8 protein-coding genes, 3 pseudogenes and 1 riboswitch are annotated in these 13,167 nt (G+C 61.5%); of the genes and pseudogenes, 10 read left to right on the plus strand and 1 reads right to left on the minus strand.

The features are described from left to right. Positions 1 to 36: 36 nt before the first annotated feature. Both HWX48_RS03215 and HWX48_RS03220 read left to right on the plus strand, forming a co-directional pair. Positions 37 to 1,680 carry a SpaH/EbpB family LPXTG-anchored major pilin gene (locus tag HWX48_RS03215; protein WP_175954601.1) on the plus strand — a complete coding sequence of 548 codons (1,644 nt, stop codon included), beginning with the start codon at positions 37 to 39 and terminating at the stop codon, positions 1,678 to 1,680. Between the two features lie 201 nt (positions 1,681 to 1,881). Beyond that, a complete protein-coding gene (locus tag HWX48_RS03220; protein ID WP_175954603.1) occupies positions 1,882 to 2,874 on the plus strand; it encodes a class C sortase in 993 nt (330 codons plus the stop codon). A 196-nt stretch (positions 2,875 to 3,070) separates the two neighbouring features. On the opposite strand, the gene HWX48_RS03225 is transcribed toward HWX48_RS03220, so the two are convergent. Continuing rightward, a complete protein-coding gene (locus HWX48_RS03225) occupies positions 3,071 to 4,093 on the minus strand; it encodes an LCP family protein (RefSeq protein WP_175954605.1) in 1,023 nt (340 codons plus the stop codon). A 272-nt stretch (positions 4,094 to 4,365) separates the two neighbouring features. On the opposite strand from HWX48_RS03225, the gene rplJ reads away from it, so the two are divergent. The 8 genes and pseudogenes from rplJ to rpoB all read left to right on the plus strand — a co-directional run bounded on the left by rplJ (position 4,366) and on the right by rpoB (position 13,160). Continuing rightward, entirely contained in the window at positions 4,366 to 4,887 is a 522-nt protein-coding gene (gene rplJ, locus HWX48_RS03230; protein ID WP_175954607.1) for a 50S ribosomal protein L10, read from the plus strand. A gap of 85 nt (positions 4,888 to 4,972) precedes the next feature. Next, the gene (gene rplL, locus HWX48_RS03235) at positions 4,973 to 5,359 is read left to right on the plus strand and encodes a 50S ribosomal protein L7/L12 (protein ID WP_175954609.1); all 387 of its coding nucleotides are present in this window, start codon (positions 4,973 to 4,975) and stop codon (positions 5,357 to 5,359) included. 503 nt (positions 5,360 to 5,862) lie between these two features. Further along, positions 5,863 to 5,969, plus strand: a riboswitch (TPP riboswitch). Further along, a pseudogene (locus HWX48_RS11400) lies at positions 5,960 to 6,478 on the plus strand (hydroxyethylthiazole kinase); the annotation flags it as partial. Its footprint overlaps the riboswitch before it by 10 nt. An 88-nt stretch (positions 6,479 to 6,566) precedes the next feature. After that, positions 6,567 to 6,659: pseudogene (locus HWX48_RS11405) on the plus strand (hypothetical protein); the annotation flags it as partial. Positions 6,660 to 6,820: 161 nt separating this feature from the next. Continuing rightward, a pseudogene (gene thiE, locus HWX48_RS03245) lies at positions 6,821 to 7,485 on the plus strand (thiamine phosphate synthase). Further along, entirely contained in the window at positions 7,482 to 8,336 is an 855-nt protein-coding gene (gene thiD, locus HWX48_RS03250) for a bifunctional hydroxymethylpyrimidine kinase/phosphomethylpyrimidine kinase (protein ID WP_175954611.1), read from the plus strand. The pseudogene thiE and the gene thiD overlap by 4 nt, the downstream one beginning before the upstream one ends. 37 nt (positions 8,337 to 8,373) lie before the next feature. Next, positions 8,374 to 9,021 carry a thiaminase II gene (gene tenA / locus HWX48_RS03255; protein WP_175954612.1) on the plus strand — a complete coding sequence of 216 codons (648 nt, stop codon included), beginning with the start codon at positions 8,374 to 8,376 and terminating at the stop codon, positions 9,019 to 9,021. A gap of 662 nt (positions 9,022 to 9,683) precedes the next feature. Further along, the gene (rpoB, locus tag HWX48_RS03260; protein WP_175954615.1) at positions 9,684 to 13,160 is read left to right on the plus strand and encodes a DNA-directed RNA polymerase subunit beta; all 3,477 of its coding nucleotides are present in this window, start codon (positions 9,684 to 9,686) and stop codon (positions 13,158 to 13,160) included. Positions 13,161 to 13,167 lie beyond the last annotated feature (7 nt).

Raw genomic sequence — 13,167 nt, forward strand, 5'->3', positions numbered from 1 at the left:
AGGGAAACTCCCTCCCGAAAAATAAGGAGAAAAATTATGAGCAGGAACGGAGGCTTCTCTGTGAAGCGCACCGTTTGCACTGCAGCTGCGGTTGCTCTGGCCGCTTCCGGCCTCATTGCAGGCGCTGCCCATGCTGACCAGGGACCGCTCGTAGGGCCGGAATATGGCAATGTTCAGGCAAATGCTCAGGCCTCACTGACCATCCATAAGTTCGAGACAGGCTCTCTCGGTGGAACACCGAGCGCAGCGAGTGATGCCGGAGTCACCGGCTCTGCCGTGAATAACGTCCCCTTCGTCATGTATCGCATCAATGCTGACCTGACCACGAAGGAAGGCTGGGACCTCATCTCCGGTCTTAATGTTCCTGCAACTGCTTGTGGTGCTGATGGTGCAGCAAACTTCGCAGCTTTCGGTTCTACTGTGACTCAGAAGGATGCTGAGAAGTACGAAGGCACTACCACTGCCGGTACCGTGACCATTGAGGCACCGGTTGGCGCCTACCTTGTCTGTGAAAAGAACGCGCCGGATGCGACGAACGCTAACGGCACAAAGGTTGATATTGTGGCGAAGGCGGCGCCGTTTGTTGTCACCCTTCCTCGCCCTGATGCCGCTACTAAGAAGTGGATCTATAAGGTCCACTCTTACCCCAAGAACACGGTTATTGAAGCTCCCTCTAAGAGCGGCCAGGTTCAGGCAAAGGGTATCCAGACTGCTGACGGCTTCCAGTACACCATCACCGCGAAGGTTCCTAGCCTGCTGGACAATCAGCATTTCAAGTATTTCTCCATCCTCGACCAGATGCCTACCGAACTAGGCAAGGCCAAGGTCGCGAGTGTCACGGTCGACAACGAGACCTTTGATCTCAATGAGGAATACACCGTGGACTACACGGAGGATAGGGATTTTCTCGCAGTGAACTTCACCTCCAAGGGAATTTCGGATCTGCGAGCCAAGGCGAACAAGAACATCGTTGTCACGCTCACTGCTACTGTCGAGACCCTGCCTCAGGCCAAGATTGAGAATGTCGCCTACGTTGCAGTTGATACTACGAACGTTGCTCCAGGAGTCAACCCTGCAACGCCTGCGACTTCCAATGGCCCTGGTCAAGCACCTTCTTTGAAGGAGCAAAATGTTCCCGCCCTCAAGGTCTCGAACAAGACCGGCTCCACCTGGGGCGATCTCAAGATCAAGAAGTACGACGCGGGCAATGTTGACTCGGGCCTCGATGGTGCTGAGTTCAAGGTCTACTGGGCCAACGACCAGGTGAACTGTACCGACACTGCCCACGACGGAAACGCCATCTCTGTTAATGGCAAGGCAACCTTCACCACGGAAAACGGTGGAGACTTAACAATTGCGGGTCTCTTCCTTGACAGCAACGATGCGGTGGGTACCGGCGAAACCACCCCGAAGAACAAGGCCTGCTACGTTGTGGAGGAAACGAAGGCTCCCGCAGGTTTCGTCCTGCCTACCGACGGCACTCAGAAGAAGGCCGTCTGGGTGAATATTGGCACCTCGCCTACCGCTGACTGGAGCCTCTCCAACACCAAGGTCACTGTCCCTGCGCTGCCCCTGACCGGTGCCTCCGGCCGCGTGCTGCTCATGGTCGGCGGCCTGGCCCTCGTGCTCGGCTCCATGGGCTTCGTCATGGTGCTCCGCAAGCGCAACGCTGAGGCCTGAGACGTCCCACATCAGTACATAGCCCGCGCTGACCTCTGCTCGAGCGGGCTATGACCAAGGGTGGAGCCGCAGCCCCCTGCGGCTCCACCCTTCACACTGCCCACACCAGCCCACGGCCACCCGGCCATCAGCCCACCCGGCTACCCACCAGCCCACCCGGCCATCCAACGGCCACCCGGCCACCCCACGGAAGGAGGGACCATGCGCGACGGCCTCGTCCTACCAGGCGCTCAGCACCGCAGACCACGCTGGAAACTCAACCGCATCTCCCTCATCCCCGCATTCATGGCGATCGTCGGAGTGGGCATGTTCCTCTACCCCGACGCCGCCGCCTGGGTCACGCAATACAACCAATCTCAGATCATCGCCGTCTACGAAGAACAGGTCAATAACGCCGAACCCGAAGCCTCCGAGCAACTCCGCCAAGCCCGGCTCTACAACGACGCCCTCAGCGCTGGCGCCGTCCTCGATGCGAACGCCAACAAGCCCCGCGGCACGGGAACCTCGGTCAACGAACTGCTGGACTACAACCACCAGCTCAAAGCCTCGCCGACGGGCCTCATGGCCCGCATCCGCATCCCCAAAATCCACCTCGACCTGCCGATCTACCACGGCACCTCGGAGCACACCCTACTCAGCGGCGCCGGACACCTCGAAGGTACCTCCCTGCCCGTGGGCGGCCTCGGCACCCGCACCGTCATCACCGCCCACCGCGGCCTCGCCGAAGCAGAGATGTTCACCAACCTCGACAAAATCGGCAAGGGCGACACCTTCACCCTCGAGGTCTTCGGCGAAGTCCTCACCTACCGGGTAACCACCACCGAAGTTATCGAACCCGAAAAAACCGAAGCCATTCGCGCCCAGCAAGGCCAAGACCTCGCCACCCTCATCACCTGCACGCCTCTGGGGATCAACAGCCACCGCATCCTCGTCACCGGAGAGCGCGTCATCCCCACACCCGTGCGCGAACTCGAACAGAAAGGCTCCCCACCCGACGTGCCCTTCTTCCCCTGGTGGGCGGTGTTCTTCCTCCTGAGCCTGTGCGTCGTCATCCTCTACCTCTGGTGGGCCGGGCGCCCCGTCGGACGCAGGAAAGCAGCAAAGAATGCGGCCGCCCGGGCAGGCGAGAAGAAACGTAAGGGCGCCACGGGAGCGAATACCAGCCGCACGCGGCAGACAAGAAACCGGGCCTAAAGCGCGCCGTTGCGGACGCCGATAGGTGCTGCGCGGGGGCCTCGTCAAACCGAGCTGGCCGCCAGGCTGGCCCGCCCAGCGAGCGCCGAGCCCACCGAGTGCACCCGCCCACCGGCCGCACCCGCACAGCGAGCCTGCTCGCCCAAAGCCGCCCGGCACAGCGGGCCACCCCGCCCAGACCCGGCCTGTGAAGCTCCTACTGAACCGGGCTCTTGCCCAGCCTCTGCACATCCGGCGAAGAAGCCACGTATTCCTTCACGCGATCCTCCGCCCACGCCTGGCATAACTCCTTCATCGCGTCGGTATTGAGCAGGAGAATCGACTGCCCATCATCGGAGGTCCCCGCGCCCGCGATCGGTGCCGTGAAGAACACTATGCCATCGCGCCGCAGGCCGCGCGATTCCAACGCCAGTGCCGCCATGGAATCGAAGGAAAGTCCCTCATCCACGGCCGAATGCTGAAGCAACGCCTGCAACATCTCGTTCATCGCCAGGGGATTTTGCAGGGTTTGCTTGTCAAACATCGTCGTCAGGATCGCCTGAATCCACGCCTGTTGGCGTCGCACGCGATCCAGGTCTCCGTTGGGTAGCGAGTAGCGTTCGCGCACGAAAGCCAGTGCCGACTGCCCGTCCAAATGTTTCGGGCCATCCACGGTCTGAACCGTCACCCCACCCAACTGGTCCGTCATCTGCGCAAAGCTTTCAAAGTCGACGATGGCGAAATGATCAATGGGGGAGCCCACCACGGCCTCGACCGTGTCGATCGCCAGTTCTGCCCCTCCCAGGGAGTACGCAGAGTTGATCTTGCCTTCTCCGTGGCCGGGAATTGCCACCCACAGGTCGCGCGGCAGGGACATGACCGACAGGCGTTTGCGGTCGCCGCTGAGCTGAAGGACCATCATGACGTCGGAGCGTTGCGCTCCGGCATGCCAGTCACTCGGGTCCCCGCCTGAAGAGCGTGAGTCCGAGCCGAGAACCAGGAAATTCACGGCCGGATGGGTGGCGGCGGGTCGTGCCGACTGTGGGGCGGGGGAGGGGCCGGCCTCGACAGCGATGGGGATGTGGCGGATTTGCGCGTTAATGGAGTGGCGCAGGTAAGCGAATGCGCCGCCCACAATGAGGAAGAAGGTCAGGACGAGGATGAGCAGGGCGAGAAAAAGCGAACGCCGTCGGGTGGTGTGTGTTGGTGAGGGGCCTGCGGTCATGCGTTCAGTATGCACCCGCGTAGCCTGCCGATTGACGTGAAGGACGAGGGCGTGGCGCGATGCACAGTTGCGCTGCTTGAGTCCAGTGGGTCGGGCCTGTTAGCCTTATCGGGCCAGAGACCGTCGGAATCCACTGCTGTGGATCGAAGAGCGAAAGCAACCGACGCAGGTGAGTGACTATCGACGGATGAGAATCCGGGGTAGAGGGAATCTTCGGAGCCCAGCACGATCCTGCGTGCTGGGCTTTTTCGTTATTGTCCGGCGGCACACACATTGGAAGGAGGACCATGGCGAGGTCTGACAAGGTGGCTGCTGTCGCCGAGCTCGTGGAACGTTTCCGCGCAGCCGACGCAGTGCTGCTCACTGAGTACCGCGGCCTGACTGTTAAGCAGCTCAAGGAGTTGCGTCGCAGCCTGGGCGACAACGCGAACTACGCCGTGGTGAAGAACACGCTTGCTGCACTGGCGGCTAAGGAGGTCGGCCTCGACTTCCTCGCTGAGGATCTCACCGGTCCTACCGCTATTGCTTTTGTCTCCGGTGAGCCCGTTGAGGCTGCCAAGGCGCTGCGTGATTTTGCCAAGGAAAACCCTGCGCTGGTGCTGAAGTCCGGCGCCATGGACGGCGTGCAGCTGTCCGCTGAGGGTGTCAAGAAGCTTGCCGATCTCGAGTCCCGCGAGGTCCTGCTGGCCAAGGCCGCAGGTGCTCTCAAGGCCAAGGTCGCACAGGCGGCGTACGTTTTCAACGCGCTTCCGTCCAAGACGGTGCGCACCATCGATGCTCTGCGCGACAAGCAGGAGCAGGCGGCCTGACGCGACAGGCCCGGTCAGGCTCCGGCCTGACGGAACTCAACCCAATCTGCTCGCGTAGCAGGCCAAATAGGAAAGGATGCCAACCATGGCTAAGCTCTCCGCTGAAGAGCTCATCGAAGCTTTCAAGGAAATGACCCTCATCGAGCTCTCCGAGTTCGTCAAGCAGTTCGAAGAGGTCTTCGACGTGACCGCCGCTGCTCCCGCTGCTGTGGCCGTTGCTGCTGCTCCCGCCGCAGGCGAGGCTGCCGCCGCTGAAGAGAAGTCCGAGTTCGAGGTTGTCCTCGAGTCCGCTGGCGACAAGAAGATCGCTGTTGTCAAGGTCGTCAAGAACCTGACCGGCCTGGGCCTGAAGGAAGCTAAGGACCTCGTCGACGGCGCTCCCTCCACCATCTTCGAGAACGCCAAGAAGGAAGACGCCGAGAAGGCTAAGGCTGAGATCGAAGAGGCTGGCGGCTCCGTCACCCTCAAGTGATTTCACCATCACTGAGTCTTTCGTGAGCACTGAGTGCTCTGTGAGTGCCCATTGCTCTGTGAGGCCCGCGCGTTTTACGCGCGGGCCTCACGCTTTATGCGTCTCATCCCCGGATGAGCATCGCACTTTCCCAGGCAGCGTTGCTGCCTGCCCAGGTTTTTACGCACTGCGTTGCTGCCTGCCCAGGTTTTTACGCACTGCGTTGCAGTTTGCACACCGCATAGCCCCCAGAAACTGCAACAACCCTCCCATTGGTGGTGTGATGCCGCAGGTGCGTCTCATCCCCGGATGGGCATCGCACTTTCCCAGGCTGCGTTGCTGCCTGCCCAGGCTTTTACACACTGCGTTGCTGCCTGCCCAGATTTTTACGCACTGCGTTGCAGTTTGCACACCGCATAGCCCCCAGAAACTGCAACAACCCTCCCATTGGTGGTGTGATGTTGCGGCTGCGGCGGAGCCAGCACCTCGTCTGTCAACCAGTATTTAAGCTCTGTTACACTCATTCCTGTGACACGGGGTGCCACGCCACACAGAAGAGGCGTGCGCTGAGAAAACACCCGTTGAACCTGCTTCAGATAATGCTGACGAAGGGATGTCCTTATGGTGACATTGGTTCCTGCCCGCCAAATTTCCGCCGAAATCCGTGAAAAATCGCCGCTGGTCGGCTGTATCACCAACTCGGTTGTCACAAACTACACCGCTAACCTCTTGCTCGCAGTCGGCGCCGCTCCCGCTATGGTCGACATTGTTGGTGAGGCCGGGCTTTTCGCCGGGGTCGCCAACGCCACCCTCATTAACCTCGGCACCCCCACGCCAGAGCAGCGTCAGGCCGCCCTCGAAGCAGCCCCCTCAGCTCACGAGGCCGGCCGCACCTGGGTTCTTGATCCGGTCGCTGTCGGCCTCCTGCCGGTGCGCACCGCCCTGGCGAAGGAACTCCTCGCACACTGGCCGACCGTCATTCGGGGCAATGCGTCGGAGATTATTGCCCTCGCTGGTGAGGGCGCAGGTGGCCGGGGTGTTGACTCTGCCGACTCGGTGGATGCGGCGATCCTCGCAGCTCAGGCCCTCTCTGACGCCTACGGGTCGATCGTTGCCATCTCCGGCGAGGTTGACGCCATCGTCCAAGGTGACACGCTCGTGCGGGTAGCCGGTGGCTCAGCCCTGCTGACCAAGGTGACGGGGGGCAGGTTGCGCCCTCGGCGCACTTATTGGCGCTGCAGCCTCCACGGCCGCCGACCCCCTCTCTGGCGTGGTTGCCGCCCACGTCATGTACGCTGCGGCCTCGGAAAACGCTGCTGCTCGCTGCACAGGTCCGGGCACTTTTGGCGTGTACTTCCTTGACGAGCTCGCTGCTGTGAGCGACGCCGATCTTGACGCTGTGTCCGTCACCGTTGAACAGATCAGCGCTGGTGAAGCTACCCCCACGGGAGCGGCCCAGTGAACGCCCTCGCCCTCTACCTTGTGACCGATCACGATCTGTGCGAAGGGGCGGGCCGCAGCATCCTCGACACCGTCATCGCTGCCGTTGACGGGGGAGTGACCTGCGTACAACTGCGTGAGAAGGACAATCAGGCTAAGGATTTCCTTGACCTGACGATGCAGGTCTGCCAGGCCGTCGGAGCCAAGGTCCCGGTCATTATTAATGACCGCGTCGACGTCTTCCTCGCTGCCCGCGCCCAGGGAGCGGCGGTCGCTGGCGTGCATGTCGGCCAAAGTGACCTGGCCGCAGGCCTCGTCCGTCAGATGATCGGCGCCGACGCGATCCTTGGCTTGTCGGCCTCCACCCCGGAGGAGATTCGCCTCGCTGAGGAGTCCGGCGTCGTCGATTACATCGGGATTGCGACGGTGCGCGCTACCGCTACGAAGGAAGATGCCCCGAGGCTTTCGGGGTTGAGGGCGTGAGCGAGCGCGCCGCGATGAGCAGCCTGCCAGCCGTTGCTATCGGTGGGATTGGCGAGGCCGACATGGCGCCCTTGGGTCAGTCGCATATTGATGGTGCTGCCGTGGTGTCGGCGATCTGCTGCGCGCCGGATGCGGAGGCGGCCTCGCGCACGCTGCTGGAGCAGTGGCAGCGTGGCCGCGCGTTGAAGAACCACTCTGACCGCTCTCAGGAGGACGCCCAATGAGTATCCCCCGCGTATTGTCTATTGCTGGCTCTGACCCGTCGGGCGGGGCGGGCATCCAAGCTGACCTGAAAGCTATGAGTGCCTGCGGCGCTTATGCCATGACGGTCATTACGGCCCTGACCGCCCAGTCGACGAAGGGCGTGATGGGTGTGCATGCCGTGCCAGTAGATTTTGTGCGCGCTCAGCTCGACACTTTGCTTGATGACATCACGCCGGATGCGACGAAGGTGGGGATGCTCGCCAGTCGTGACCTGGCTCAGGCAGTGGGGGAGTACCTGCCGCGCCTGACCAATGTGGTCCTTGATCCGGTGATGGTGGCAACCTCGGGGGATCCACTGCTGGCTCCTGATGCCATCGAGGCCGTGCGTGAACTGTGCACACAGGTAGACCTCATCACGCCGAATATGGCCGAGGCTGCCGTGCTCCTTGACTGCGCGGTGGCCACTACTCCTGATGATCTGTGCGACCAGGATCAGGCTCTGCTGGATCTGGGAGTGCGGCGGGTGATTGTCAAGGGCGGGCACCTTGATGATGTTGCGACGGACGTGTATGCCGACGCCGATGGCATCAGCCTTATCACCTCGGCGCGCGTGGCGACCTGCAATACGCACGGCACGGGGTGCAGTCTTTCGAGCGCGATCGCCGCCCTGCGTCCGGCCTCTCCCTCGTGGTACGAGGCCGTCGCCCGCGCCAAGCGCTACCTGACGGGCGCGATTGGGGCGGTGGACAGCCTCGATCTTGGACACGGACACGGGCCTGTCCAGCACTTCTACGAACTGTGGTCGGCCGCTCAGAACGCCGAGGCCACCACCCTGGCTTTCCCTGAGATCGCACCGCGCACCTTCCGCTGACCTTCCTTCCTTCTTGATCCTTTGAAAGGGGCCTCCCATGACTTTCACCGATGAACTCTGGGATAACACCACCGACGTGTACCAGGCGATCACTGAACATCCTTTCGTCACCGGGCTTGGCGACGGTAGCCTGCCTCGTGAGACTTTCACTTACTACATGGCCCAGGATGGCCTGTATTTGGGCGAGTATGCGCGGGTCCTGGCAGGCTTGGCCACTCGCTGCGATAACCCTGATGACCTGCTGTTTTGGGTGGAGTCGGCGCGTACGGCCATTGTGGTGGAGCGCCAGCTGCACGCCTCGCATGTGGACCTTGAGGCGAAGACTCCGATGAGCCCCACCTGCCGCGCCTACACCTCTTTCCTGCTGGGTTGCCTTGAGTCTGGCTCCTATGGTGTGGCTACTGCCGCCGTGCTGCCGTGTTTTTGGATCTACCAGGAGGTCGGCCAGCACCTGTTGGCCAGCGCCGGTGACCTGGAGGGCCACAACTACGGGGATTGGATTGGCATGTACGCCGACGAGGAGTTCGCCCAGTCCGTGCGTCACGCCCGTGACATTGTCGACCGCCTGGGTGAGCGCGCCTCGGCTGAGGAGCGTGCCCGCATGCACGAGGCCTACGCGACGGCCTCGCGCTATGAGTGGATGTTCTGGGATGCGGCCTGGCGTAAGGAGGGTTGGCCGGTCTGAGAGGCGTCATCTGCTCAGCGCTTTTCGGTTTCCTATTTCTGAGCTGTGATGGCATAGGTGGGGTCTGCACGCGGTGGCGTGCGGGCCCCATCTGCTTTTACACACCGCGTTGCTGCCTGCCCTGCTTTTACACACTGCGTTGTAGTTTGCACACCGTATAGCCCCAGAAACTGCAACGCCCCTCCCATGGGCGGGTTGGGGAGCGAGGGCGGGTTGGGGGCGCGGCTGGCGGCGAGGGCGGGTGCTTTGAGTGGGCGGTTTGACTGGGGCGGTGGCCCCATCTGCTTTCCACACTGCGTTACTGCCTGCCCTGCTTTTACACACTGCGTTGCTGCCTGCCCTGCTTTTACACACTGCGTTGTAGTTTGCACACCGCATAGCCCCCAGAAACTGCAACGCCCCTCCCATAAGCTGTGGTCCTGGGTCTTTGCCTTCGGTCTGACGAGGCTCCTGCGGCGGCCCAAGAGTGAATCTGAGCACACCGCCCCAGACTCCCTACAATCCGCGCGGCGGCTTGCCTATGATGAATAGTTGCGCCTCAGTGTGCCCGAGGTGACCTGTACCCATTTTGCCGTAAACAGCGCCGAGCAAATATAGGTACCCGTCAGTTAGGGGCCGTAGGCGTGTCCGCGCTGAAAAGTTTTCGCAGGGAAGGACCCCTTTTGGCTGCCAGTACTACTGCCAACCAGTCCCACACCCGCATTTCTTTCGCTAAGCTTTCTGAGCCTTTGCAGGCGCCGAACCTGCTGGGCTTGCAGATGGAAAGCTTCGATTGGCTGCTGGGTAACGACGCGTGGAAGGCGCGAGTTGAAGCCGCAAAGGCTGATGGTCGCGTTGACGTGCCCGACATTTCGGGCTTGGAAGAAATCTTTGCCGAGATCTCCCCGATTAAGGACCTCGCAGAGACCATGGAACTGTCGTTCCGTGATTACCGCCTTGAAAAGCCCAAGTACACGGTGGACGAAGCGAAGGTGAAGGATTACACCTATTCGGCCCCAATGTACGTCACCGCCGAGTTCATGAACTACGACACCGGCGAAATTAAGTCGCAGACCGTCTTCATGGGTGACTTCCCCCTGATGACCCCTCGCGGCACCTTCATTATTAACGGCACCGAGCGCGTGGTTGTGTCCCAGCTCGTCCGTTCCCCCGGCGTTTACTTCGAACGCGCCTCGGACCGCACCTCGGATAAGGACACTTTCGGTGCCCGTATTATCCCCAGCCGCGGCGCCTGGCTTGAGTTCGAGATCGACAAGCGCGACTCTGTGGGCGTACGTATTGACCGCAAGCGTAAGCAGTCCGTCACCCACTTCCTCAAGGCCATCGGCATGACCGAGGGCGAAATCCGCGCCGAGTTCGCGGACTACCCCGTCCTGCTGGAAACCCTGGAGAAGGATACCGTCGACACCCAGGAAGCCGCTCTGCAGGACGTGTACCGCAAGCTGCGCCCGGGTGAACCCGCCAACGTTGAAGCCGCCCAAGTGCTGCTCAACAACTTCTACTTTGATTCCAAGCGCTACGACCTGGCAAAGGTTGGCCGCTACAAGATCAACAAGAAGCTGGGTATTGAAGCCGACCCCAAGGCCTCGGTCCTGTCCCTGGAAGATATCGTCGCCACCATCAAGTACCTGCTGGCACTGCACAAGGGTGACAAGACCTTCGCTGGCGTCCGCAATGGAGAGCCCGTGCAGGTCCGCGTCGAAACCGACGACATTGACCACTTCGGCAACCGTCGTATCCGCGCTGTGGGTGAGCTTATCCAAGCTCAGGTCCGTACCGGCCTGTCCCGTATGGAGCGCACCGTCCGTGAACGCATGACCACGCAGGACGCTGACGCCATCACGCCCCAGTCGCTGATCAACATCCGTCCCGTTGTGGCCGCGATCAAGGAGTTCTTCGGCACCTCGCAGCTGTCGCAGTTCATGGACCAGAACAACCCCCTGGCTGGCCTGACGCACAAGCGTCGCCTGTCGGCCTTGGGTCCCGGTGGTCTGTCCCGTGATCGCGCCGGCATGGAAGTGCGTGACGTTCACCCCTCGCACTACGGCCGTATGTGCCCGATTGAAACCCCTGAAGGTCCCAACATTGGTCTGATTGGTTCGCTCGCAACCTTCGCACGCATCAACCCCTTTGGTTTCATCGAGACTCCCTACCGTGTGGTGCGCGACGGCAAGGTGACTAACGAGGTTGCTTACCTGACCGCCGACGACGAATTCACTCACTACATCGCTCAGGCTTCTTCGCCGGTGAACCCTGATGGTTCCTTCGCTGAAGAGTTCGTTCTGTGCCGTGTGGCCGGTGAGGATCCCTCGCTGATTGCTCGCGACCGCGTGGATTACATGGACGTCTCTGCACGTCAGATGGTGTCTGTCGCGACCGCCTTCATTCCCTTCCTTGAGCACGACGACGCGAACCGAGCCCTTATGGGCGCGAACATGCAGCGTCAGGCCGTGCCGCTGCTCACTACCGAGGCGCCCCTCGTTGGTACCGGTATGGAACGCCGCGCCGCCACCGACTCCGGTGAAATGGTTCTCGCCTCCCGTTCCGGCGTGGTCACCGAGGTTTCCGCTGACCTCATTGTTGTCACCACCGACGAGGGAGGCCGCGACTCCTACCGCCTGGAGAAGTTCGAACGCTCCAACCCCGGTAACTGCACCAACCAGCGTGTCATCGTTGACGAGGGCGACCGCGTGGAAGCAGGTGACGTCCTCGCTGACGGCCCCGCCACCGACAATGGTGAAGTGGCTCTGGGTAAGAACCTCCTCGTGGCCTACATGTCCTGGGAAGGCCTGAACTTCGAGGACGCCATCATCCTGTCGCGCCGCGTTGTGGAAGAGGACATCCTCACCTCCATCCACATCGAGGAGTACGAGGTTGACGCCCGCGAAACCAAGCTCGGTGAAGAAGAGATTACCCGCGACATCCCCAATGTCTCGGAAGAATCCCTCGCTGACCTGGACGAGCGCGGCATCATCCGTATTGGCGCCGAGGTCACCGCCGGTGACATCCTCGTCGGTAAGGTCACCCCCAAGGGCGAGACTGAACTCACCTCCGAAGAGCGTCTTCTGCGCGCCATCTTCGGTGAGAAGGCACGCGAGGTGCGCGACACCTCCCTGCGTGTCCCTCACGGTCAAGAGGGCATCGTCATCGGCGTGCGCGAGTTCAACGATGACGAGGACGACCTGACCCCCGGCGTGCGCCAGACCGTGCGCGTGTACGTGGCCCAGCGCCGCAAGATCACCATCGGTGACAAGATGGCTGGTCGCCACGGTAATAAGGGTGTTGTTTCTAAGATTCTGCCCGTGGAGGATATGCCCTTCCTCGCTGATGGCACCCCGGTTGACATTATCCTCAACCCTCTGGGTGTCCCCGGCCGTATGAACGTCGGCCAGGTGCTCGAATACCACCTTGGTTGGCTAGCCAGCCAGGGGTGGGACGCCACTGCCGCTGTTGAGGCTGGCGAAGAGTGGACTCGTTTCTTGCCCGAAAACGGTGTGAAGGCAGAGCCTCGTTCGCTGGTTGCTACCCCCGTTTTTGACGGTCTTGAGGCCGACGAACTCGCAGGTCTGCTGCGCTCGGTCAACCCCACCCGCGACGGTGAGCACCTCACCAACGACGAGGGGAAGGCCATCCTCTTCGACGGGCGTTCCGGTGAACCCTTCCCGTACCCCATTGCTGTGGGCTACGCCTACATGCTCAAGCTGCACCACCTTGTTGATGACAAGATTCATGCACGCTCCACAGGCCCGTACTCCATGATTACGCAGCAGCCCCTGGGTGGTAAGGCCCAGTTCGGTGGCCAGCGTTTCGGTGAAATGGAAGTGTGGGCCCTGGAGGCTTATGGTGCTGCCTACGCCCTTCAGGAGCTGCTGACCATCAAGTCCGATGACACCACCGGTCGTGTCAAGGTCTACGAGGCCATCGTTAAGGGCGAGGATATTCCCGAGCCCGGTATTCCCGAGTCCTTCCGAGTTCTCATCCAGGAAATGCGTTCGCTGTGCCTGAACGTCGAAGCTCTCGACGCTGTCGGCAACACGATCGACCTCAAGGATGAAGACGATGACTTCAATGCGCGCGAGGATCTGGGCGTCTCTTTGGATGCCCGCCCGAACGCTGCGGCGACCATCGACACGATCTGATAAGGAG

This window comes from Schaalia sp. Marseille-Q2122 (assembly GCF_903645355.1).
GTDB lineage: Bacteria > Actinomycetota > Actinomycetes > Actinomycetales > Actinomycetaceae > Pauljensenia.